The sequence below is a fragment of the Austwickia chelonae genome (genome assembly GCF_003391095.1).
Lineage (GTDB): Bacteria > Actinomycetota > Actinomycetes > Actinomycetales > Dermatophilaceae > Austwickia > Austwickia chelonae_A.
The window spans coordinates 2,830,148-2,852,386 of record NZ_CP031447.1 but is presented as its reverse complement, the minus strand read 5'-3'; the positions used below and the strand labels follow the sequence as shown (position 1 = coordinate 2,852,386).

Genomic DNA, 22,239 nt, shown 5'->3' with positions numbered 1-22,239 from the left:
GTGCTTCTCATGTGGGGCGTCCACCTTTATTACGGGATAGACCTGCTCCATGCCTACTTAGGCGTAGGGCGCTATCTTCCGGGGCAGCCATGTATAACAAGACGATAATGGGTTGCGTGCTATCGGGGTGGTGTGATGTTGAAAAGTAGGCGGAAAGTGGTGAGACTTCACGCGAATCGGCGGGAGATGGTGTGGACGATAGCGAGTGTGGTCTCGTTCGTTTTGGTGAGCTTGCTGGCGTTCATCTACGAGAATGTGGCGCTTACTGCGCAACCAAACCTGTTGTCGACGTGCTTCACAGGGCCCCGGCCGGACTGGCTTTTCTTCTGGCGTTGGCTCTTCAATGTGGCTGCTGTCCTGTGGGTCGTCAATCTTGTTGCGATTTTTGTCTACACCTTTATTGTGCGCACTCAGATGATGCCTATGGTGTTCTTCGTGCTGTTGATGGTGGGTTTCTCTTCTATAGGTTTTCACGGTCTGTTGGTGAACAAAGCAGACGGTAACTCGTATAAAGACAAGTGCATCGTCTCCCCGTATTAGACATCACCCCCTCCTGATGTGATCCATCCTCACCATCGCCCTCATGTCTCGAACCTGGGCACCGTACTCGGTGCTCAGGTCAACGTTGATGCCGCAGAGCATGGGCTAACGTCGCCACACCGCAGACCTGAGCACCGAGTACGGTGCCCAGGTTTCCCCAGGGGAGGGGATGAGGCGGAGGGGAGGCGGAAGAGAGCGGGGGAGCGGCGGTGAAAACGGGGTGAAGAGTGGTATTCGACGGAAGGGTCAGGCTCGGCAGACTCCGTCCGCCACGGCTGCGGTTCGCACCGCTTCGGCGACGGCGGGCGCCACCCGGTGGTCGAAGGCATTGGGCACGATGAAGCGTGGATGCAATTCGTCGCCCACCACGTCGGCGATCGCGCGAGCCGCGGCCAGTTTCATGCCCTCGGTGATCGTGGTGGCTCCCGCGTCCAGAGCGCCTCGGAAGATCCCGGGAAAGGCCAGCACATTGTTGATCTGGTTGGGGAAATCGCTCCGACCCGTGGCGATCACCGCGGCCAATCCTTGGATCAGCTCAGGGCGGATCTCCGGGTCCGGATTCGCCATCGCGAAGACGATCGGGTCGCACTCCATCGACTGCACGTCCTCCACGGTCAGCAGATCCGGCCCGGACAGGCCGATGAAGGCGTCGGCGCCGACGATGACATCGCTGATCGTCCCGGCCAGACGCTCCGGATTGGTGTTCTGGGCGAACCACTGTTTGCTGGCGTTCAATCCGTTCCGCCCGGTGTGTACCGCCCCCTGACGGTCCACGCCGACGATGTTCTGGACCCCGGCCGCCATCAACATCTTCGACACAGCGACCCCGGCCGCGCCGACCCCGGCCACGACAACCTTCAGATCCTGATGCTTCTTGTCGACGATCCGCAGAGCGTTCTCCAGGCCGGCCACGGTGACGATGGCGGTGCCGTGCTGGTCGTCGTGGAAGACCGGGATGTCCAAGGCCTCCACGAGGCGGGCCTCGATGTCGAAGGCGCCCGGCGCGGCGATGTCCTCCAAATTGATTCCCCCGAAGGTGGGGGCCAATGCCGTGACCACGGCGACGATCTCGTCCGGGTCCTTGGTGTCCAGGCAGATCGGGAAGGCGTCCACCCCACCGAACCGTTTGAACAGTTGTGCCTTGCCCTCCATGACCGGCATCGCCGCGTGGGGGCCGATATCGCCCAGCCCGAGAACGGCTGTCCCGTCGGAGACCACGGCCACGGTGTTCTTACGGATCGTGTAGCGATGGGACAGTTCCTGATCGTCGGCGATGGCGGTGCACACCCGGGCCACGCCGGGGGAGTAGGCCATCGCCAGGTCGTCCATGCCCTGGATCTCCACGGAGGAGTCGACGTGGATCTTGCCGCGTTCGTGCAGGGCGAAGGTACGGTCCTCCCATTCGAGGATCTCCACCCCGTCGAGGGCGTCGATCGCCTGCCGAACCTGCTCCTGATGTTCCACCTCGGAGCAGTAGATGATGACGTCCTCTTCCAGGTAGGCCGTCTTCACCTCGAAACCCTCCAAGGCGTTGATATTCCCACCGGCTTCACCGATGGCGACGGCGAGGTGGCCGAGGGTGCCGGGGCGGTCGGCCAGGCGGACCCGGGCGCGGACGGAGTATGCGGGGCTGGGCGTCTTGGCTGCCATGCCAAGGACGCTAACCGTCAGTTACCGGACAGTAGTTACTCGCATACTGAGACTCCTGGCAAAGGTCGTCTCCGACGACGAACGGCTCACCGGGCCCATGAATATGCCACAGTGACATCGTCGTTCATCCGCTGACCCGGCGTATCCCCTGATCTTCACCGTGCAAGGAAAGGCACGATCACGATCTTGACCACGGTGCCCACCGCGAACAGCGCCCCGTACGCCGACTCGATCCGCTCGTCATTGCGCAGTGCCGACGCGAAGGACAAGATCGCCGGCTGCCCCACGAAACCGGCCCAAGCACCGGTCGACCGCGATGCCGACAAACCCCACCACCGAGCCAGGACCAACAACACCAGCGCACCCGCCGCCAAAGACAATACGGCCACTGCCAGCACGGACGCCGCCGTCATCGTGAACACCTGCGCGAGCATCGCCGGGCCGGAGGCCAAGCCCACACAGGCCAGGAAGACCATCAGCCCGAACTGACGCAGAGCAGCATTCACCGAATGTGGCAGATCCCATCGCAACGGCCCGGTCCGATGCCATGACCCCAGGACCATTCCGACCACCAGGGTCCCGCAGGCCGCCCCCAGCCGCAGCGGAACCGGCCCCGGGAACGGAATCGTCACCGCCCCCACCAACAACCCGGCGGTGATCCCCAGCCCCAAGGAGAGCGCGTCGACATGCGAAGCATGCCGTTCGGAATCACCGAAGAAATCGACCGCATCGTCCATCGACGACGCAGGTACCACGGCCAGCACCCGGTCGCCGGGTTCCAGGACCAGATCGTCGTGGGCCAGCATGTCCAGGTCCCGGCGGCGCACCCGGGTCACGATGCCCCGCAGCCGCCCCTCCACGTTGAGCTGCCCCAGGGTGCGCCCCACCAGCTCCGGATTCGTGACCAGAAAACGGCGGAAATCCACATCCCGGCGGTGATGGGTCAGGTCTCCCTCCGAACTCTCGTGGCCGACGACCGACACCGCGCGGGCCACATCGTCAGGATTGCCGACCACCAGCACCCGGTCGCCGCTGAACAACCGGTCGGTGGCGATGACGACGTGCATGGCGCCGTCCCGTTCCAGGTAGGACAGCCGTACCGCCTGCTCGGACCACCCCGGGATATCGCCGACTGCGATATCCGACTCGACACGTGCGGTGGTCGCCGTCAGACCGGCCTCGGCCAGGGAAGGGGCGTCTCGATGTTCCGGCCACCGCCGACCCACGACGAGGGCGACCACGACCAACCCGAGCACGACACCCACCGGATAGGCCAGGGCGTAGCCGACCAGGGTGTCGCCGTGCCCGTCGGTGGCACTCAATGCGGCATCGATCGCCGGAGACGTCAGGACCCCGGCGTACAGGCCCGAGACATGGGCCGAGGAGAGCCCGAGCCACGGGCCGACCACGGCACCGGTCGCGGCCACGACGAGCAGTCCCACCGTCCCGCCGACCATCAGCGGCCACTGACGGCGCAGATCGCTACGGAAGGTGCCCCCCGCGGTCAACCCGACCGTGTAGCAGAAGAGCAGCACACCCAAGGTCTTCACCGTGTCCAGGCCATGGCCCAGCCGGGGGTCGAGCGCACCGACCAGCAGCCCCACGAAGAGTGCCCCGGCAGCGCCCAGACGCACCGGGCCGAAGGGGACTTGCCCGAGCAGTGCTCCCAGGGCTAGGACGAGCATCACGGTCAGGAGGGGCTGGGCAGCGAAGAATTCGATCATCGCCGCCCATTCTCCCGTCGGTGGAGGTGTCCTGGGACCACCGTGTGCATCCCCCGGGCGCGGAAGGTCCCAGGACCGTCGCTCCCAGGTCACCCCACCGGGTGGGTGACGTCCATTCGCGGAGATGCCTCGTGGCGGGCCGTTCGGCTGCGAACCGGTCCGAAGCGGTCGGGGGAGAACGTCGCCTCGTGCAAGGTCGGCCGACCGTCGACGATGCCCTCGGCCAGCATCCGCGCCGTCACCGGAGCCAACACCAGGCCCCACATGCCGTGTCCGGTCGCCACGTACAGATTGGCTACAGTTGCCGCCCGCCCGATGATCGGGGCTCCGTCGCAGGTGGTCGGACGCAATCCTGCCCACACCTGGAGAACCCGACCGGAGGCGGCCCGTCCGAGAGCCTCGATGCCGGCGGCGCGGATCGCCTGGAGCCGACGGCGGTCCAGCGGACGGTCATCTGCGCCGATTTCCAGGGTTCCGCAGAGTCGGAGCCGGTCTTCGTAAGGGGTGGCGACCACCCTGCGCTCCTTGAGGGTCACCGGCCTGGTGAGTTCCCTCCCCGGAACCGGCTCCAGGTCGACCACATATCCTCGGGCTCCACGCAGTGGTAGGTGCAGGCCGACGTCGGCTCCGAGGGGCGGGCTGCCCATGCCTGCGGCCAGTACCACGCCGGACACCATGAGCCGTTCCGTCCGACCTTGTCGATCGGTGGTGACGACCTGGGTGATCCGGTCGCCTTCCCGCGGCAGATGCTGCACTCTGCGACCCCATCGCACCTGTGCACCTGCGGTGAGGGCGCCTTCGACCATCGCCCGGGTATACACGCGGCTGTCGCAGTAGGCGTCTTCCTGATGGGGGACGGCCGCGTAGGCGCGGGCCACCGATGGTTCGAGGGCGAGCGCCTGGCCGCCGAAGTAGACGCCGCTGGTCCGGCCGCCGGTCTTGGACTGCCAGCCTTGTCGGGTGAGGAAGAGATCGAGGGACCCGCTGCGTCGGACACCGGTGTCGATGCCCTGGGCGGCATAGGACAGGTGTAGGGCCAGGCTGGCCTGGGCCAGTTCCCGCAGACGTAGCGAGACGGCTCGGCTACGGGCCGGGGCGGCGGACCAGGCCAGAAGGAACAGCCAGGGCAGAAGGGCTGGGCGGGGGCGGATCTTCAGCGGGCTGGCAGGTTCACCGACGTGGCGCAAGCCTTCTTGAAGGGTCGCGGGTGTGGCCAGGGTCTCCACGTGGGCAGGGGCCAGAAGGCCGGCATTGGCGTAGGAGCAGCCGTGTCCGACGGTGTCGCCCGCATCGATCAGGGTGACGGGGAGACCTTGCCTGGCCAGTTCGTAGGCGATGGTGGCTCCGACCGCGCCTGCGCCGATGACGACGGTCGGAGATCCGGAGGTCGACGAAGGACTGGTCCAGGACGTCACCCCATCTAATTTACGAGGATTATCCTTTTTCTGCAGAGCTTCGGATGAGCGGGGAGATCCGCGGAAGGGTCACTGGTTCGGGTGTTCTGCCCGGGGCAGGGTGACCGGGAGAGGAGCCGGGACGGCGTCGGGGATGTCTCGGAAGGTGTGGCAGGGAAGCCCGTCCGCGGTGGTTCCACGGACGGCGTCACGGATCCCCTCCCAGGCGGCGCGCCCCTCCGGGGTCCAGAAAGCGGAGGTGTAGACGTGGAAACCATCGGGAGCCTCCCGCATGTCGACCCTGGTTCCGGCCGCTCTGGCCTTGGCGGCGAACAGCCGGACGTCCGGGCGCAGGATGTCGTGTCCGCCCTGGTAGATCGTCATCGCGGGCAGATCGGCGAGCGAGTCGTTGATCGGGCTGACCATCGGGTCGGTGGTCTTCCGTTCGCCGGCCCAATGCCGGGCAGCTTCGACGAGGGTGTCGCAGCGCAGTTTGATGTCGCGCCGTTCCAAGGCCCTGGCTGTCGGATTCGTCAACGAGGCGTCGACCCAGGGGGAGAGCAGGACGATCCGGTCGGCGGCTCGTAGCCCTTCGTCACGGGCCCGAATGGCTTGCGCGACGGCGAGCGCGCCGCCGGAGGAATCACCCATCAGGACGAGACGGCGGCCTTCTGCCGCGTCGACGACCTGTCGGTAGACGCTGTCGAGGACGGGGATGGCCTGGTCGACGGTGTGCTGGGGGGCCAACCCGTAGAGCGGCACGGTCACCGAGGCTCCGGTGCGGGCGATGACCCGGCTGATGGTGTCCCAGTGCCAGCGGGAGAGCGGATGCAAGTAGCCCCCGCCGTGGAGGTAGACGACTTCGATGTCGGCGCTGTTCTGGATGGGGTCCAGGCGGAGTGCGAGCCGCCCTTCGGTGTGGATTCTGCTGATGAAACACCGTCGTCGTAGCGACATCGGCGGGGGAGCGGCGCAACGGTGGGGGTCGAGGGAGTGGATGGGGCGGCGAGAGGTCGGTCTGGTAGGGGTGCGATAGACGAAGCGACCTACGGTCCGGGTGAGCGTCATCGACAATGACATGAGGCCTCCTTGTGCGGCGGTGACAGTCTGCCGCACCTGGGATTGCTCCTTGACGACAGCCTGCGCCCGGCGGACATCCCGCAGGTGACGCGACCGAAGCACCACGGAAGGTGGATACCCCATGGCCCGGACGACTCCTCGACGTATCCCGGTGGTCGTGCTCGCGGGGGGTCTCGGCAGTGGGAAGACGACGGTGCTGAACCATCTCCTGGCGCGGGGGTCGGGCCGGATCGGGGTGATCATCAACGATTTCGGCGATATCAACGTGGATGCTTTCCTGGTGCGTGGTCATGTCGACGCGACGACGACCATCGCAGGGGGTTGTCTGTGCTGTCTGGCTGATTCGAGTCAGCTGGACGTGGCCTTGGCTCGTCTGTCGGGTCCGTCGTCCGATCTGGACGTGATCGTGGTGGAGGCCAGCGGACTGGCCGAGCCGCGCGCCGTGGCGCGGATGGTGGTGGCCACCGAGGTCCCTGGGGTGTGTTTCGGGGGTGTCATCGAGGTCGTCGACGCGGTGGCGGGGGTGGGCTGCCTCGCTGAGGGGATCTCGCCGGTAGCGGCCGACCATCTGCGGGTGGCCTCGCTGTTGGTGGTCAACAAGGTGGACCGGGTGCTCGTCGATTCGGAGGGCGAGGACCTGCTGTCCGGGTTGACGGCGGCCTTGCGGGAGCATGCGCCGGGTACTCCGTTGGTCCGGACTTCTTTCGGGCGGGTCGATCCGGCGTTGGTCTTCGACACCTGGAAGCGTCCTGAACCGGTGGGGCAGCTGAGCATCACCGATCTGTTGGCCGAACAGCTCGCGGAGCAGGTGATGCGGGAGGACACGGCGGCGGGTGGACCGTTCGGGAGCGGCCACGCCCATGGCCATCATGTGTCGGTCTCGCTCGACGACTCTCGACCGGTGGATCCGCGCAGGCTGGTCGCTTTTCTGGAGGAGCGCCCGTCGGGCCTGTACCGGGTGAAGGGGGCTTTCTGGGTGGATGCGCCGGGCCGGTCCGGTCGGTACGTGGTGCAGGCGGTCGGCGGGTGGTTCTCCTTCGAGCGGGAGCTCCCGCGGAGGACGGGGGAGCGGCGGACCCAATTGGTGGCGATCGGTACCGAGGTGGATCGGGATGATCTGGCTGCGCGGATGCAGGCCTGCCTGAGCGAGGACGGTCCGCTGGGCCGGGTCGAGCTCTTCGAACTGGATCGTTTCGTGGCTCGGTGAGCGCTGGCCCGTTGGCCGGTCAGCCCATGCCCTCCCCTTCGTTCGGGGGTGCCGGGGTCAGGCTGGTCAGGTCGTAGGGGGTGCGCTGGTAGACGTAGAAGTTCAACCAGTTCGAGTAGAGCAGGTAGGCGTGGCTGCGCCAGGTCACCATGGGGGTGGCCCGGGGGTCGTCGCCGGGGAAGTAGTGGGCCGGTATCTCGATGGGCAGGCCACGGGCGGCATCACGTTCGTATTCGGCGGCGAGGGTGCGCCGGTCGTATTCGGGATGGCCGGTGACGAAGAGCTGACGCTGGTCACGGCTGGTCACCAGGTACACCCCGGCTTCGTCGGACTCGGCGATGAGGTCCAGGCTGTCGTGGGCGAGGACGTCTTCGCGGGAGATGCCGGTGTGTCGGGAGTGTGGGGCGGGGAAGATCTCGTCGAAGCCGCGCACGATGTGGGCGTGCCGTCGGAGCACCCGGTGATCGAAGATGCCGAAGACCTTTGCGGACAGTTCGTGCTTGGGGACGCCGAAGTGGTGGTAGAGCCCGGCTTGGGCGCCCCAGCAGGTGTGCAGGGTGGAGAAGACGTTGTCCCGGGACCATTCCATGATCTCGACGAGTTCGTTCCAGTAGGTGACTTCCTCGAAGGCCATCAGTTCGACCGGGGCCCCGGTGATGATGAGTCCGTCGTACTTGCGTTCTCGGACCTGGTCGAAGGTCGTGTAGAAGGCCTCGAGGTGTTCGCTGGGGGTGTTCTTCGAGTCGTGCGACCTCATCCGTAGGAGGGTGAACTCCACTTGGAGTGGTGAATTGGCGAGGAGCCGTAGCACTTGGGTTTCGGTGTCGACCTTGGTGGGCATCAGGTTGACCATCGCGATGTGCAACGGTCGGATGTCCTGGTGGCCGGCCCGGTCGGTCGACATGGTGAAGACGTTCTCGGCTTCCAATGTCGCCCGGGCGGGTAGGTCGCGGGGAATGGTGACGGGCATGGTCGGCTCCTCGGGGCTGCCGTGCGCGATGTGATGCGGCGTGCTTGAGCGTAAGCCTCCGAGCTGTGCTTGGGCGAGTTGTCAACGGCGCCCCAAGACTGAGCAGGTATCGACGGCTGAAAACTGAGCAGCTTCCGACAGCACGAGCCACCTCGCTGTGTCCGAGCGGCGCCGCGTTGCAGCCGACGGAGCACTGTGGAGGCGCCGCGCTCCGACGCACAACTCGCGGCAGTTGCGGACGCTACGTCCCGACGGCGGCATGACCGGACGTCACCGGACGGGGACGCCCGCAACGCTCCACGAACGGAAGCGCTATAACCGTCGCTGCTGTCACGATCTTGTGGGGAGCCCGCTGGGAAGTTCGTCGATCAGTTCGCGAGTGATCCTCATCTTGTCGATGACTTCACCGTCAGGGAAGTCGGGGTAGGGGCTGCCTGCCCCCACTTTGACCTTGCGTAGACCGATCACAACTCCATGGTCGGTGTCGACGATGATTTCGTTTCGGACTCCGCCCATCGGGTCCAACAGGCCAAAGGCCGTCCCGTCAGCTCCGTCGACGTCGATACGGACTGAAGTCACGCTCACCCCGGGAACGGTGGACAGCACCCTCAACAGGGAAGCGCGCAGGTCGGCGGGTACGCGGCCGGTCATCAGCAGGCCCCGGATCGTGCCGAACGCCTCCTGATCAGCACGGGACCCCCCATCCGGGTACTGGGCGTAGACGAGTGAACGCAGCTTGGTGACATCCCTGGGGAGAGCAGTCAGGAATGCAGTGCTAGGTGCTACCCACAGTAGGGATGGGTCGTTCGTTTGGTCTCGTCGGTAATACTCGTGCCGCTCGTTCTTGCGCCCTCCGAAGAGCCCTGGGCGCCACCAACGGGAATCGACCAGTGTGGCCTGGTCCCCCACGGCGGGAACGTAGGTGATCTCCAGCCGTTCTTGGGTCTGCCCTGGAACAGCGGAACGATAGGTGCCCCGCGTGGTGATCTGCCAGTACTGGCCCTCCCGAACTGGAGGATCGGGCTGCACCGCTTGAGCGGCTGCCTCCAGCAGCTCTGCAGCGTGGGCGGTACCAGAGGGGTTGGAGATGATGCCGTGGCTATCACGGCCCGTCAGGTCCAGGCCGTACGGGGAGATGACCAGGCCACCCGCCACCAGAGCCACCGTCGCCGCTACCCCCGCGAGTCGCCACGGGCGGCGTCGCCGAGGTCGGTGCAGCGACTGGCTTGCGGAGTGAGGGGTAGAGCTGATCTGTGCGGATGCTCCCGCGTCGAACAGGTCCACACGCAGGTCCGCCAGGAGGGTGTCGATCTCGACACCCTTAGAGGTGTCGACGAGGTCGCTCAGGCTTGTGAGGGCCGTGTCGAGTTCAGCGTCGGTGAGGGGCCGGGGAGACGGGTTGAAGGCCATGTCAGTTCTCCTGGGGGTGGGTGGAACCGGCGGCATTTCGCAACAACCGGCGGGTGCGGTGCAGGCGGGATCGGGCAGTGCCCGCAGGAATGTGCAGGGCGACGGCTGCCTCTGCCGGGGTCAGCTCTCCCCAGCTCACGAGCAGGAGGAGCTCCCGGTCGCGGGGCTCGAGCGCCTGGATACCGGCCGCCAGCCGCCGTACCTGACCGGCCGCGGCTACGCGGGAGACAACTTGATCGGATTCTGGCTCGGCAGTAGTTGGTAGCAGGTGAAAGGGAGCCCGTTCCAGGGCGGTCCTTTCCCTGCTGGTGCTGCGGAGGTGGTGCCGCAGATGGTTGGTGGCGATACCGAAGAGCCAAGCCCGTTCGCTGCCGCGCTGTGCATCGTGCGGGGTCGCGTCGGTCAATACCGTCTCGAACGTCGCGCTCACGACGTCGGCTGCCGTCTCGGCGTCCACCCGTCTACACAGGTACCGCAGTAAGCCGGCAGCGTGCTCGTCGAAGAGCTTCGCTGCTCGTGGATGCACACCGTCCGCAGTCACCGGCGCCACACTCGGGGGGCGCGTGAAGGACGTCCTGTTCATTCCGGTCACACCCTGTATTGCCCGGCCACGCCGACAGCATTCACGATCGCGCGCACCGCCCCCGGCATCCTAGGCTCACCAACCGTCCGAGGGGAGCTAATGCGTCCTGCCTGACCGGGCACTCTCAGGGTGCCCAGTAGGGAGAGCGAGCACTCCAACGCCGCTCGAACGGAGAGGCCGCAGAATGCAGCCCTGGAACTTCTTGTCCCACTGATCGCCTGTGAAGACGTACCAGCCGAGCAGCATCAGCAGGGAGACAACCACCCCCGTCATCCTGATCCTCTACTACATGGACGCCGTTCTGAGCGACGCCCGAACCGCGCGGGTAGCCGTCGACCCGAAGAGCCCTGACGACGACCGCTACTGGAAGTGGGGCGACCTCTACGTCAACCCCGAAGACCCACGCATCATCGTGCCCAAACGCGCCGGATGGGGTGAGACCATCAACCTCGGCCACCCGCTCGGCAAGCTCATCGCGATCAGCACCCTGGGCTTGCTCGTCGGCCTCTGCCTGCTGCCGGCCCTCATCGGCTGAACGACACAGCACGACACCGATCTGGACTGGGCTGGCCCCGACAGGAACGGTCAGGGCGAATGAGGGTGTTAACGGCGGCCCAACACTGAGCAGCTTCGAACGCTGCCGACACCCTCTCCGTCGCTGCCGTGTCACCGTTCCGCAGTGCGACGGTGTACCGCATGTCTGCCCGCTGGCCGCACATCTCGTGGCATGTCAGCGCGTTTGACTCGCTTTGTCCGCAAGGGTGTCCAGACGAGCAAGGGGGTTCATTGGGCTATGAGGGCCTGGAGGATGACGAAGACGAGTACGACAGCGCTGCCGCCGACAAGGAGTTGTCCGATCGGATGGCCGAGGTTGGCGTCGAGACCGGCGCCGTTTCGCTTTGGCACGAATGCTCGCGGGTCATGGGGATTGACGTAGAACAAGCCCCACTTCCACAGCCGGTCGTCGTCAGGGCTGTCAGGCCCTCGCTCCTCGACGCCCGACGACTCGCGCTGAGCGCGGGCCGCGCGCCACACCATCCACACGACCGGGACGAGTGCGGCCAGGGTCGCGCCCCACACCACGGCACCTCTGATCCCTGGCAAGAGCCGTCCCGCCTGGGTCAACGCGATGACGCTGAGAGTCAAGCTGACCGACACCGACACCCAGGCAAGGCCGACCTGCACAGCGCGCGCCTGCTTCCCCGCCGCCCGGCGGGCAGAGCGAGGATCACCGTCCGGCAATAGAGGGTCATGACGGCGGGCCACCAGCCAGCACAGCACCAGCATCCCCACCGCGCTGACCACCGCCACGAGCGGCGTGCCCAGCACGGTCGTCCATGACTTCGCAACCCACCGGTCAGGGACGCCGCTGGTGTCATGATGCGCCGGGAACGGGTCCGGCAGTTCCAGCCAGCCCACGGCCAAGGCCACAAGCCCAGCGACAGCCAGCGCGATCGACAACAGGTGCACCGGCCAGGCCACCGACACTTGGGACTTCTGGCGGGTAACCGTGGCCATCATCCGCACCGCAACCTCGTCGTACCAACCCTCCTGCTTCTTGGCTTGGAGGATCGGGCGCCGGCACCAGACGAAGACCATCATCGCCGCGGTGAGGTAACCCAGCAACCATACGCTGACCGACCAAACATGGGCTCGAGTGATTGCCAAGCCCACCGCGGCAACCACCGCCAGAATCAGGCACCAGCGGCGGTATCGCCGCACTGCCTCACGCACTACCGGCGCCTCTACGCGTGCGCGTGGCACGCTCACCCCCAGCGGCACGGTGGGCCGCGACATGCTCGGCGTGGCCCACGACGCCAAGGTCATCACGCTCAGCGTGACCAGTCCGAAGACCATCATCCCCACGTTCGTCACGACTCCTCCTCATCGAGAAACTCGTCAGCCACGTCCAGGCACAACCGGCGCAGATCAGCGTCACTGATCCCACGGGCACGGCCCTCAGCCAGAACTGTCCTGACACGGTCGGTGTACTCACGCACGAAGCTCTCTGAGGCATCCGACGTGCGCGGGTCGGCTGCAACGAACGTGCCCTGCTTCGCGTTGGTCGCCACAAGAGACTCCTGCCGCAGCAGGTCGTAGGCCTTGGATGCCGTCGTCGGGTTGATCGCGAATGACGAGGCGAGCTGTCGCACCGAGAGCAACTGGTCCCCACGACGCAACTCACCCCGAGCGATCGCCTCCACGATCCGGTCCCGGATCTGCTGGTAGATCGCGACGCTCGACATCGGATCAATGCTGATGTCCACACCGACCTCCTGACCCATCTGTATGACTAACCATCATACAAGAACGGGCTGCGCGCAAGGCCCATCAGCACACTCGGTCATCGACAGAGTCGGACGACTACGCGCTCCCCCGGGCGTGAGGATGCCCCACATATCCCGGAGGAGTGCGCGATGTACGCGGTCTACTTGTCGCGGTTCTTGGTGAGCAGGTCGCGGCGGGCTCGGGTGCGGTAGGAGTCCCCGGAGAGGGCGAGGACTTCGGCGTGGTGGACGAGGCGGTCGATCATGGCGGCGGCGACGACGTCGTCGCTGAAGGTCTCGCCCCACCGGCCGAAGGGCAGGTTGGACGTGACGATGATCGAGCCTTGCTCGTAGCGTGAGGCGACGAGCTGGAAGAAGAGGTTGGCGGCGTCGGTGTCGAACGGGATGTAGCCGACCTCGTCGACGATGATCAGCTTGTAGCGGCAGATCTTCTTCAGTTCGGCGTCGAGGTTGCCGCCCTGGTGGGCGGTGGTGAGCCGGTTGATCCACGCCGAGGCGGTGTCGAACAGGACGCTGTGGCCGTTCTGCGCGGCCTTGATGCCCAGCCCGATCGCCAGGTGGGTCTTGCCGATCCCGGGAGGGCCGAGCAGGACGACGTTCTCGGCCTTGGACACGTACGTCGAGGTGACCAGGTGGGCCAGGACGTCGCGACGTAGCGAGGGCAGATAGTCGTAGTTGAAGTCCTCGAGGGTCTTTATCGCGGGGAAGTGCGCGGTGCGGATCCGCATCATCGTGCCGGCGGCTTCCCGGCCGGCGGCCTGGCGTTCCAGGACGGCGGCGAGGTACTCCTCGTGGGACCAGCCAAGGTCGCGGGCTTGGTCGGCGAGCTCGGCCCACGCCCGCCCGACGGTGGGCATCTTCAACGCCCGGGACAGGTAGGCGATTTGGGAGGAGACCCGGTCGCTGCTGCCCGCCATCACGGGGAGTTCGCGGACGGCGGCGGCGTCGGGCACCGAACACTTCCGGCCGCCGCTGGCACGAGGTGCCTCGTCCTCGACGGGGTCGGTCGTGGTGTCGGGCAGGGTCGGGCTGGTCGTCATGAGGGCGTGGCTCCTTCGGGGTAGGCGTTGCGCCGTGGCCTGGTGGGCCGGGTCGGTGATCGTGGCGCTGGAGCCCCAGTAGCGGGGGTGGTCGGCGACGACGGCGCCGTCGTGGGTGACGATCACCCGGGCCGGGGTGGCGTGGGCGTCGACGAACCGGCCGATCACGCTCGGGTCGACCGAGTAGTCGTTGCCGTCGAGGCGCACGTAGTAGTCCCGGGCCAGCCGGACCCGATGCCGCAGCCCGGTCTGCGGCGCGCAGGGCGGCAGGGCGACCATCGCGGCGCGGTCGACCTCCCAGCGGTCGGCGATCGTGGTCCCAATCGAGCGGACGAATCGCGTGTTGGCCTTCGTGGTCAGCCAGTTGGCCATCTGGGTGTTGAAGTCGGCGGGGCTGGCGAAGAGGCGTCCGGGCAGGAATGAGGTCTCGAAGAAGCCGTTGCGTCGCTCGACCAGGCCCTTGAACTCAGGATCACGGACGGGCGCGAGCTTGAGCCGCACCCCCAGGGTGCCCACGAACGCCGCCGCGGCCGGGGTCGGTTTCCCTGTCCCGCCGATCGCGGCTTCCCGGTCCCACACCAGCATGCGGGGGCAGCGACCCCACCCCTGACCAGCGTCGTCGGTGCCATCGGGGCCGCCGGCGAGGAGTTTCCACATCCCGGCGAGGATGTCCCCGGCCTGCCGGGAAGGGATCATCACCGCCGAGGTGTGCCGGGAGTATCCGCAGGTCATCGCCAGGACCGGGAGGATCCGTTCGACGCCTTTGCCGACCGGGATCGGGATCGGCGGGAACCACAAGTCGCACTGGGCGACCTCGCCTGGGGTGTATTCGACCCGGTCGGCCGGGTCGACTCCCTGGTAGAGCGGGCGCAGCTCACGCACGCGGTCCTTCAAGATCGTCAGGGAGTGTTCCCACCCGATCCGCTCGGCGATCACGGTCGCCGGCATCGTGGGGTAGTCCGCGAGCAGCATCCGCACCCGCGGTTCGACCGCGTCGACCACTGAGCCCTTCGGGGCCCGCTCGTACCGCGGTGGGCCGTCGGATGCCAGTGCCTTGGCGACCGTGTTCCGCGAGATCCCCAACCGGCGCGCAATGGCCGCCTGCGAGAGCCCCTCCGATCTGTGCAGCCGACGAATCTCGGCCCAGTCCTCCAACGTGATCACCCCGCACAGGCTCCACCGGGCTGCTCAGTTTTCGCCCGTCGTTACCTGCTCAGTTTTCACGCGCCGTCGACACGAGTCGATGGCTCAGGGGTTTTGCCATGAGTCATGGGGTTCGGTGGGGTGAGGTCTGCTGCCGTCTGCCGCTTGCGGATCGGGATGCGGTGTTCGTTGTTCACCGCATCCCGGTCAAGGTGCTGTGGGCACTCAGTCGCGCCGGTGGGGGCAGCCGCCTTGGGCGCCGCGTGCACACCAGGCGAGGTGGTCGACGCAGGCGAGTGCTTCGGGTGGGGAGGTGACGGGGGTGTTGAAGGGGATGCGGACGATGCGCGGGGGGACGGCCCGGGGGCACAGGGTGGTGATTCCGCAGGTGTCGGCGCTGACGGGAAGGATCGCTTCGGTGAGTCCGTCGCGGCCGAGGCAGAGGTCGGCGATGAGGGCGAGTTCGTCGGCGTGGGTGGCCGAGAGCAGCCGGACGAGGGTGGCGCTGTCGGCGGCGAGCCGGTCGACGGCGGCGCGTTGGACGTCCTCGGGGTCGAGGTCGGCGGAGTCGAAGAGGTCACGGGCCCAGACGCCGTCGATGTGGATGCGGAGGACGCGGGCGTCGGGCCAGTCGGCGAGGGTCTGGGCGAGCATGAGGCATTCGGTGTCCGTGGTGTCGGGCAGGGAGCCGACGGGGAGCAGGCTGGCTTTGCCGCGGACGAGGACGGCCGCGGTGGTGAGGGCGTGGTCGGCGAAGGGTGCCTGTTCGGTGATGGAGATGACGACGGAGGGGTTGCCGTCGAGATCTTCGGTGGTCCACCCGTGGAGCCGGTCGGGGTCGGTGACGACCCAGGTGGTGCCGTCGTATTCCTGTCCGTGGAGGACGGGGACATTGGCGGAGCAGGTGGGGACGCGGGCGAGGCGCAGGGTTGCGGTGCCGGCGCCGCTGAGGAGTCTGCGGGCCATGGAGGGAAGCGCTTCCCCTTCCGGGGTGGCCGTGCTCACCTGTGCCGGATCGGGGCAGTGCGTCATCGAAGGGTCTCCCGTCGGTGCGTGCTGTGGGCGGTGATGAAAGGCGTGTCTGACCCACATGTTGATAGTTAGGTTAGGCTAACCTAATATCAAGTCCTGTGACGGTGCACCTACCGAGGCGGAACCACTGGTTTTCCAGAGTATTCCGTGTCGGCAAGGTCGTCGGCACAACCAAGAAGTCCGCGATCAGACGTGTGGCGGCACGTCGTAGTCGCGGCCGCCCGGGCCGGCAAGCCCGGGCATGGTGGAACGGGCCCGGCCGGGCGGGGCTGGCCCGACCCGACCCACCATGGCGGAGCGATTCGTCCTTGTCCGGGCGACCCGCTCCGCCCTGAACCAGGCGGACGCCGCCGGAGAATGACAAGCCGCCGGACAGACGCAGGTCACACCGTCCGACGCAATAACACCAACACCTCCGCGTGATCGGTGTGCGGAAACATGTCGAACAGCCTCGCCCGCGCCGGCCGCAAGGACGGCATCGCTGCCAGATCCGAGGCCAACGACTGCGGGTGACAACTCGAATAGATCACTGTGCGCACCCCCGAGGACTCCAGAGCCTCCGCCGTCCGCACACCGATCCCCCTACGCGGCGGATTCACGATCACCACCTCCGGTGCACCCCCACCGGACAAGACCCCCGCAAGCGCCTGCCCCGAGACATCCCCCACCTCGAAACGAGCCGGAAGGCCCGCAGCCTCCGCACTCCGACGGGCCCCCGCCACCGCCGCCGCGCTCACCTCGACCCCGATCACCGGGACGCCGGCCGCCGCCACATGCAAAGCAAAACCACCCGCGCCACAGAACAGATCGAGCACCGACCCCGGCGACTCCTGGGCCACCCACTGCGCGGCCTCCCGATAGAGCCCCGCCGCCACCACCGAATTCGTCTGCAGAAAAGCCCCCGGATCCACCTGCAGATCAGCCTCACCCACCCGCATCGACAAACTCCGCCCGGAAGTCAGGACGATCTCTTCCTCGCCCTCCGCCGCCGCCCGATGCTCCCGCAACAGATTCACCGTCACCACCGGAGCCGGATCCACCCCCGGAGCGCCCAGACCCGCTTCGCGCAAAGCCTCCTGAAGCCGAGGCAGCGACCGCCGGATCTTGCCCAGCTGCCCCTCCGAACGCAAGACGAAACGGACCATCAACGCCCCAGCCGGCGCCTCCACCAGATGGATCTGCTTCAACTCGCCCGAACGGGCCGCCACATCGTACGGACGCAGCCGCACCTCCCGGACGAAATCCGCCAGCACCGGCATCGCCACCGTCGACGACGGCCCCAACAAAGCACACCCCCGCAGATCCACCCCCTGCCCGTCCGGACCCAGAATCCCCAACGTCGGCTCCTGCGGTGACCCGCCCACCACCATCTTCGCCTTCGACCGGAAATGCGACAGCGGAGACCCGAAAGGCTCCTCCCAGGACAACCCCGGGAAAGAACCCACCGTCTTCTCCACGGACGCCTGTTTCTCCGCCAACTGAGCGACATACTCCTGCCCCATCCGAGAACACGACCGACAGGCACCGGCGTCGAAATACTCACAGTCCACCGACCGATTGTCCCCGATCGACGACGCCCTGCCCACGAGCCGGAACAGCTCCGCCCCAGGTTCGTCTGATACCGAAAGGGGGAGGCGGGCGAACGTCCGAAAACACCCGGAAGAGGAGAAAATGTTGCGTCGACGAACAGTCGCGGTCGACCTTCTCCGGGGAGTCGCACTCCTCGGCATCATGATGAACCACGTCTTCGGACAATCCCTCGAATCCCGCGTCTGGTGGGACTTCCACGCCATCGGATTCGCCCTGCTCATCGGCGTCGGAACCGGCCTCGCCATCCCCACCCGCGGCGCTCGCCGAGCACCCGTCACCCGCGCCCTGATCCGCGCCGCTGTCCTCGCCGCACTCGGATTCACCCTGGAGATGCTCCCCAACGCAGGCATCCACATCATCCTCGTCCGCTTCGCGATCGTCACCGCACTGATCGCCCTCATCGCCACCAGCCCCCGACGTCTGATCCCCTGGGCTGCCGGCATCCTCCTCGGCATGGCACCCCTGATCGGATGGCTGTGGCAGGTCCACGACCCCACCGCCTTCGACACCGCCACCGGCTGGAACTCAGCACTCCACCAGGAAACCTGGATGCGGATGCTGCTCCTGCCCTACTACCCTGCCCTGGCCTGGACCGGCGTCGCCGCCATCGGACTATGGACGATCCGCACCTTCCCCCTCGACCGACCCCGCAGCCTGCGAAGCCTCGCCGGAGCCGGACTGCTCCTCGCACTCGTCCCACTCACCTTCAGCTGGGTCGCCTGGCACACCATCGGCATGCCCGCCAATGCCGACCTCCACCATCTCGCCGACGGCGAATTCCCCACCCTCACCCACGACTGGCGATGGCTCCTCGGCATCGGCGCCTATCTGCCCAGCACACCCAGCCTGCTCTTCAGCTCAGGGGTGGTCCTGATGGCCCTCGCCCTGTGCTCCTGGATGTGCCTTGCACCCTTCCTCCGCACAGCCCTCACCCCGCTCGCCACCATCGGCGCCATGACCCTCACCGGCTACACGGTGCACGTCCTCACCGAAGGACTGCTCCACCAGTGGGCACAAGCCGTTCACGCCGGACACAGCGACAACCCGCTGGCCGCAGCGCTCGCCGGCACCGGTGTCTTGCCGCCCACTGGCTGGATCTCCTACGGCATCCAGGTGGTCCTGCTCGCTGTACTCCTCCTCAGCTGGCGGCGGCTGCCCGGACGTCTCGGGCTCGGGCCGCTCGAATGGCTTTCACGGACGGCAGCCTCAGTGGCGCGTTGAGCCGGTCAGGTCCGGGGGACCAACCGTCCGGCGCCGCGTTCACCACAGAATTCGTGCCGGCGGGACACGACCTGTCCCCGGGAGAGCACCGCCTCGACGATGCAGCTCACCCGCAGACCGGCATAGGGTGAATAGCCGGCGCGGGAGTGCAGCTCACCGGCCTTTAAGACCCGGCTGCGATGCGGATCGATCACGGTGACATCCGCGTCACTGCCGGGCGCCAGTACACCTTTCCGGGGGTACATGCCGAAGAGCCGTGCCGGATTGGCCGCGGTGACCTGGACGAACCGTTCCAGGCTGATGCGTCCGGCGACGACTCCCTCGGAGAAGAGCACCGGCATCCGCTCCTCGACGCCCGGGACCCCGCCGGGGCAGGAACGGTAGTCGTGGACATTCTCCCGTTTCTGTTCCGGAGTGAACGAGCAGTGGTCGGTCGCGACGACCTGGATCTCCCCGTCGGCCAAGGCCTGCCACAGCGCAGCATTGTCGGCGGCGGTACGCAGGGGCGGCGCCATCATGTAGAGGATGCCCTCCCGGGGCCCGCCTTCCCGGAACTTGTCCTGGGTCAGGGTCAGGTATTGGGTGCAGGTTTCGACGTGGAGGTTCCGTTGTCCGGTGGCTCTGGCGCTCCGGACCGCGGCCAGGCTCTGTTCTGCCGACAGGTGCACGATGTAGAGCGGTGCATCCCCGGCGACCCGAGCCAGGGCGGCGAGCCGGGTCACGGCTTCGGCTTCGGCTTCGGCAGGCCGGGTCACCGCCTGTAGGAAGGGGTCGTCGCAGCCCTGTGGGGCGTACCGCTCCCGTAACGCCGTACAGATGGCGTCGTTCTCCGAGTGGACGGTCAGCAGACCGTGGCTGCGGGCCAAGGTCTCCAAGACGGTGAGCAGTTCGCGGTCGTGTACGGGATATCCATAGGTCGTGTACGCCTTGACGCTCGGGAAACCGTCGGCGACCAGCTCGGCGAGCTCTCCGAGGACGTCCTGGTCGACATGCTGCAGGACCCCGTGGAAGCTGTAGTCGATCGGGCACCGGCGAGCCAGCTCCCGGTATGCGTCGAAGCGGGAGCGCAGAGTGCATCCGGGCTCGCCGAAGGCCATGTGGTCGATGATCGTGGTGGTGCCCCCGCAGGCCGCTGCGACTCCGCCGTCGTAGAAGTCGTCGCAGGAACGGTAGGACGGCGACTGTTGAAGATCCATGTGGGTGTGGGCGTCGATCCCGCCCGGCAGGACGTACATGCCGGTGGCGTCGATGACGGTGTCGAAACCGGCAGGGTCGACGTCCACGGCGATCATGTCGATCCGCTCGTCCTGGCAGACCAGGTCGGCCCGCATGGTGCCACCTTCGGAGCAGAGCATCCCGTTGCTGATGAGGGTGCGCATGGGGTTTCTCCCTGATGTCGTGGACGGTCCGGGAAACGGGCCTGGGGCGGCTACGCGCCTGATTGTGACCCATCGTCTTTCGGCTCACTGGGGAATCGCCTTATTGGACAGTGGTCTTGATCACGTACGCAAGGAAAGCCCTTTCCTTTCGTCCGGAGAGGACCACGATGGGGAACGTCCTGTCGGGGCGGTCTCCACAGGACCGTCGAGGGCAGCGCTCTGCCTCGGAAGGGACGACGATGTCACCACGGTTGCTGTCGGTGCTGCCGACGAGCGGCGCGATCATCGACGTGAGCGCGGTCGATTACGGAATCCTGTTCATCTATTTCGCATTCGTCCTGGGAATTGGTGTCCTGGCGCGCCGCCAGGTGTCGGGGTCGATCGACTTCTTCCTGTCCGGACGGTCGCTGCCCGCCTGGGTCACCGGTCTGGCCTTCATCTCGGCGAACCTGGGCGCGGTGGAGATCCTGGGTATGTCGGCCACCGGGGCTCAGCTGGGACTGCCGACGGTCCATTATTTCTGGATCGGCGCGATCCCGGCGATGGTCTTCCTGGGTGTCGTGATGATGCCCTTCTATTACGGCTCCCGGGCGAGATCGGTGCCCGAGTTCATGCTGCGCCGGTTCGGAACAGGGGCGCACCTGGTCAACTCGGTGGTTTTCGCCGTCGCGCAACTCTTGATCGGCGGGATCAACCTCTATCTGCTGGGCACGATCGTGCGCGCCCTGCTGGGCTGGCCTTTGCCGGTGGCTCTGCTGGTCGCTGCGCTGATCGTCCTGTCGTACATCACCTTGGGCGGGTTGGCGGCGGCGATCTACAACGAGGTGCTGCAGTTCTTCGTCATCGTGGCCTCGTTGCTTCCGTTGACCCTGCTGGGGTTGCATCGGGTCGGAGGCTGGGGAGGCCTGCAGGAGAAAATTGTCCGGGCTGCCTCCGAGGCTCCGGCTTCGGCTGGGGTTCCTTCGGCGGAGCAGCAGCTGCACTCCTGGCCGGGTCAGGCGATCTCCGGTTTCGACAGCCCTGTGCTCTCGGTGATCGGGTTGGTCTTCGGTCTGGGTTTCGTTCTGTCCTTCGGCTATTGGACGACGAACTTCGTCGAGGTGCAGCGGGCGATGGCGAGCGATTCGATCTCGGCTGCGCGGCGCACCCCGATCATCGGGGCCTTCCCGAAGATGTTCATTCCCTTCCTGACGATCCTGCCGGGGATGATCGCGGCGGTACTGGTCGGCGAGATCGCGCGGACGAAGCAGGGGGAGAAGGTGCCTGGCGGCGCCTCTGGGGAATTCGTGACCTACAACGACTCGCTGCTGTTGTTGATGCGTGACATCCTGCCCAACGGGCTGCTGGGGCTGGCGATCACCGGGCTGCTGGCGGCGTTCATGGCCGGGATGGCGGCGAATGTGTCGGCTTTCAACACGGTCTTCTCCTACGACATCGTGCAGACCTATCTGGTGAAGGGGCGCGGTGACGACTTCTATCTGAAGGTGGGTCGCGCGGCCACGGTAGGCGCCACGTTGATCTCGGTGGCGACGGCGGGGATCGCCGGACGGTTCAGCAATCTGATGGATTACCTGCAGACGCTTTTCGGTTTCTTCAATGCTCCTTTGTTCGCGACCTTCGTCCTCGGTCTGTTCTGGAAACGGATGACGCCTACCGCGGGGTGGGCGGGCCTGCTCGCGGGAACGGCTTCGGCGATCGGCTTGTTCGCGGCATCGAAAAGTGGGGAATTGTTCACCTTGCCGGGCCAGGGGCTGGCTTTCCTCTGCGCGTCGACGGCTTTCGTGGTCGATTTGATCGTCAGTGTGTTGGTCTCTGTGGTCACCAGGCCCCGACCGGACGAGGAACTGCGCGGGCTGACCTATTTCTTGACGCCGAAGGAGGATGTGGTGGACCCGGAGGAGGCACTGCTGCCGTGGTACCGCAGGACTCTCCCGATGGCTGGTCTGGCCATCGGGATGGTCGTCGTGCTCAATGCGATGTTCTGAGAG

18 protein-coding genes and 1 pseudogene are annotated in these 22,239 nt (G+C 66.6%); 5 read left to right on the top strand and 14 right to left on the bottom strand.

The features are described from left to right. The first annotated feature begins 207 nt into the window (after positions 1–207). Positions 208–540: a hypothetical protein gene (locus DX923_RS12590; RefSeq protein ID WP_162872955.1), complete on the top strand. Its 333-nt coding sequence runs from the start codon at positions 208–210 to the stop codon at positions 538–540. A gap of 246 nt (positions 541–786) precedes the next feature. On the opposite strand, the gene DX923_RS12585 is transcribed toward DX923_RS12590, so the two are convergent. From DX923_RS12585 to DX923_RS12570, 4 genes are all read right to left on the bottom strand, one after another. Beyond that, the gene (locus DX923_RS12585) at positions 787–2,190 is read right to left on the bottom strand and encodes an NAD-dependent malic enzyme (protein WP_116115414.1); all 1,404 of its coding nucleotides are present in this window, start codon (positions 2,188–2,190) and stop codon (positions 787–789) included. Between the two features lie 155 nt (positions 2,191–2,345). Continuing rightward, positions 2,346–3,914, bottom strand: a complete 1,569-nt coding sequence (locus DX923_RS12580) for an aspartate:alanine exchanger family transporter (protein ID WP_116115412.1) — start codon at positions 3,912–3,914, stop codon at positions 2,346–2,348. 89 nt (positions 3,915–4,003) lie between these two features. Beyond that, a complete protein-coding gene (locus DX923_RS12575; RefSeq protein WP_162872954.1) occupies positions 4,004–5,329 on the bottom strand; it encodes an NAD(P)/FAD-dependent oxidoreductase in 1,326 nt (441 codons plus the stop codon). Positions 5,330–5,398: 69 nt separating this feature from the next. Beyond that, on the bottom strand, positions 5,399–6,493 hold the full coding sequence (locus DX923_RS12570; RefSeq protein ID WP_205413043.1) for an alpha/beta hydrolase: 1,095 nt from the start codon (positions 6,491–6,493) through the stop codon (positions 5,399–5,401). Between the two features lie 16 nt (positions 6,494–6,509). Here DX923_RS12570 and DX923_RS12565 point away from each other — a divergent pair, with 16 nt between their 5' ends. After that, positions 6,510–7,595 (top strand): CobW family GTP-binding protein, encoded by a 1,086-nt coding sequence (locus tag DX923_RS12565; RefSeq protein WP_116115406.1) that lies wholly within the window; start codon positions 6,510–6,512, stop codon positions 7,593–7,595. A 19-nt stretch (positions 7,596–7,614) separates the two neighbouring features. Here the strand turns inward: DX923_RS12565 and metA are convergent, their stop codons facing one another. From metA to DX923_RS12550, 3 genes are all read right to left on the bottom strand, one after another. Continuing rightward, positions 7,615–8,565, bottom strand: coding sequence for a homoserine O-acetyltransferase MetA (gene metA, locus DX923_RS12560; protein WP_116115404.1), 951 nt, complete (start codon positions 8,563–8,565; stop codon positions 7,615–7,617). 330 nt (positions 8,566–8,895) lie between these two features. Then, positions 8,896–9,975: a CU044_5270 family protein gene (locus DX923_RS12555; RefSeq protein ID WP_116115402.1), complete on the bottom strand. Its 1,080-nt coding sequence runs from the start codon at positions 9,973–9,975 to the stop codon at positions 8,896–8,898. 1 nt (position 9,976) lies between these two features. Then, on the bottom strand, positions 9,977–10,558 hold the full coding sequence (locus tag DX923_RS12550) for an RNA polymerase sigma factor (protein ID WP_116115400.1): 582 nt from the start codon (positions 10,556–10,558) through the stop codon (positions 9,977–9,979). Positions 10,559–10,778: 220 nt separating this feature from the next. On the opposite strand from DX923_RS12550, the gene DX923_RS12545 reads away from it, so the two are divergent. Further along, positions 10,779–11,093, top strand: a complete 315-nt coding sequence (locus DX923_RS12545) for a DUF5808 domain-containing protein (RefSeq protein ID WP_116115398.1) — start codon at positions 10,779–10,781, stop codon at positions 11,091–11,093. 248 nt (positions 11,094–11,341) lie between these two features. Here DX923_RS12545 and DX923_RS12540 read toward each other — a convergent pair whose 3' ends face one another. The 6 genes and pseudogenes from DX923_RS12540 to DX923_RS12515 form a co-directional block, all read right to left on the bottom strand. After that, positions 11,342–12,433: a DUF1648 domain-containing protein gene (locus DX923_RS12540; RefSeq protein WP_116115397.1), complete on the bottom strand. Its 1,092-nt coding sequence runs from the start codon at positions 12,431–12,433 to the stop codon at positions 11,342–11,344. Beyond that, positions 12,430–12,825: a GntR family transcriptional regulator gene (locus DX923_RS12535; protein WP_162872951.1), complete on the bottom strand. Its 396-nt coding sequence runs from the start codon at positions 12,823–12,825 to the stop codon at positions 12,430–12,432. Before DX923_RS12535 ends, DX923_RS12540 begins: the two co-directional genes overlap by 4 nt. A gap of 161 nt (positions 12,826–12,986) precedes the next feature. Continuing rightward, entirely contained in the window at positions 12,987–13,763 is a 777-nt protein-coding gene (gene istB / locus DX923_RS12530; RefSeq protein WP_116116329.1) for an IS21-like element helper ATPase IstB, read from the bottom strand. 144 nt (positions 13,764–13,907) lie between these two features. After that, a pseudogene (gene istA / locus DX923_RS12525) lies at positions 13,908–15,050 on the bottom strand (IS21 family transposase); the annotation flags it as partial. A gap of 204 nt (positions 15,051–15,254) precedes the next feature. Then, the gene (locus DX923_RS12520; protein ID WP_116115395.1) at positions 15,255–16,061 is read right to left on the bottom strand and encodes a DUF2470 domain-containing protein; all 807 of its coding nucleotides are present in this window, start codon (positions 16,059–16,061) and stop codon (positions 15,255–15,257) included. A gap of 383 nt (positions 16,062–16,444) precedes the next feature. Then, a complete protein-coding gene (locus tag DX923_RS12515; RefSeq protein WP_116116328.1) occupies positions 16,445–17,611 on the bottom strand; it encodes a methyltransferase domain-containing protein in 1,167 nt (388 codons plus the stop codon). Between the two features lie 121 nt (positions 17,612–17,732). Here DX923_RS12515 and DX923_RS12510 point away from each other — a divergent pair, with 121 nt between their 5' ends. After that, complete coding sequence (locus tag DX923_RS12510) at positions 17,733–18,872, top strand: hypothetical protein (protein ID WP_116115393.1); 1,140 nt, start codon at positions 17,733–17,735, stop codon at positions 18,870–18,872. 5 nt (positions 18,873–18,877) lie between these two features. On the opposite strand, the gene hydA is transcribed toward DX923_RS12510, so the two are convergent. Next, positions 18,878–20,251 carry a dihydropyrimidinase gene (gene hydA / locus DX923_RS12505; RefSeq protein ID WP_116115391.1) on the bottom strand — a complete coding sequence of 458 codons (1,374 nt, stop codon included), beginning with the start codon at positions 20,249–20,251 and terminating at the stop codon, positions 18,878–18,880. 239 nt (positions 20,252–20,490) lie between these two features. Between hydA and DX923_RS12500 the strand changes: the two genes are divergently transcribed. Further along, on the top strand, positions 20,491–22,236 hold the full coding sequence (locus DX923_RS12500; RefSeq protein WP_116116327.1) for a sodium:solute symporter family protein: 1,746 nt from the start codon (positions 20,491–20,493) through the stop codon (positions 22,234–22,236). Positions 22,237–22,239 lie beyond the last annotated feature (3 nt).

Coding starts and splice junctions, on each gene's coding strand:
- DX923_RS12580 (WP_116115412.1), bottom strand. CDS start 3,914: ATGATCGAATTCTTCGCTGCCCAGCCCCTCCTGACCGTGATGCTCGTC.
- DX923_RS12520 (WP_116115395.1), bottom strand. CDS start 16,061: ATGACGCACTGCCCCGATCCGGCACAGGTGAGCACGGCCACCCCGGAA.
- DX923_RS12550 (WP_116115400.1), bottom strand. CDS start 10,558: ATGAACAGGACGTCCTTCACGCGCCCCCCGAGTGTGGCGCCGGTGACT.
- DX923_RS12565 (WP_116115406.1), top strand. CDS start 6,510: ATGGCCCGGACGACTCCTCGACGTATCCCGGTGGTCGTGCTCGCGGGG.
- DX923_RS12585 (WP_116115414.1), bottom strand. CDS start 2,190: ATGGCAGCCAAGACGCCCAGCCCCGCATACTCCGTCCGCGCCCGGGTC.
- DX923_RS12510 (WP_116115393.1), top strand. CDS start 17,733: ATGTTGCGTCGACGAACAGTCGCGGTCGACCTTCTCCGGGGAGTCGCA.
- istB (WP_116116329.1), bottom strand. CDS start 13,763: ATGGCGGGCAGCAGCGACCGGGTCTCCTCCCAAATCGCCTACCTGTCC.
- metA (WP_116115404.1), bottom strand. CDS start 8,565: ATGCCCGTCACCATTCCCCGCGACCTACCCGCCCGGGCGACATTGGAA.
- DX923_RS12500 (WP_116116327.1), top strand. CDS start 20,491: ATGTCACCACGGTTGCTGTCGGTGCTGCCGACGAGCGGCGCGATCATC.
- DX923_RS12555 (WP_116115402.1), bottom strand. CDS start 9,975: ATGGCCTTCAACCCGTCTCCCCGGCCCCTCACCGACGCTGAACTCGAC.
- hydA (WP_116115391.1), bottom strand. CDS start 20,251: ATGCGCACCCTCATCAGCAACGGGATGCTCTGCTCCGAAGGTGGCACC.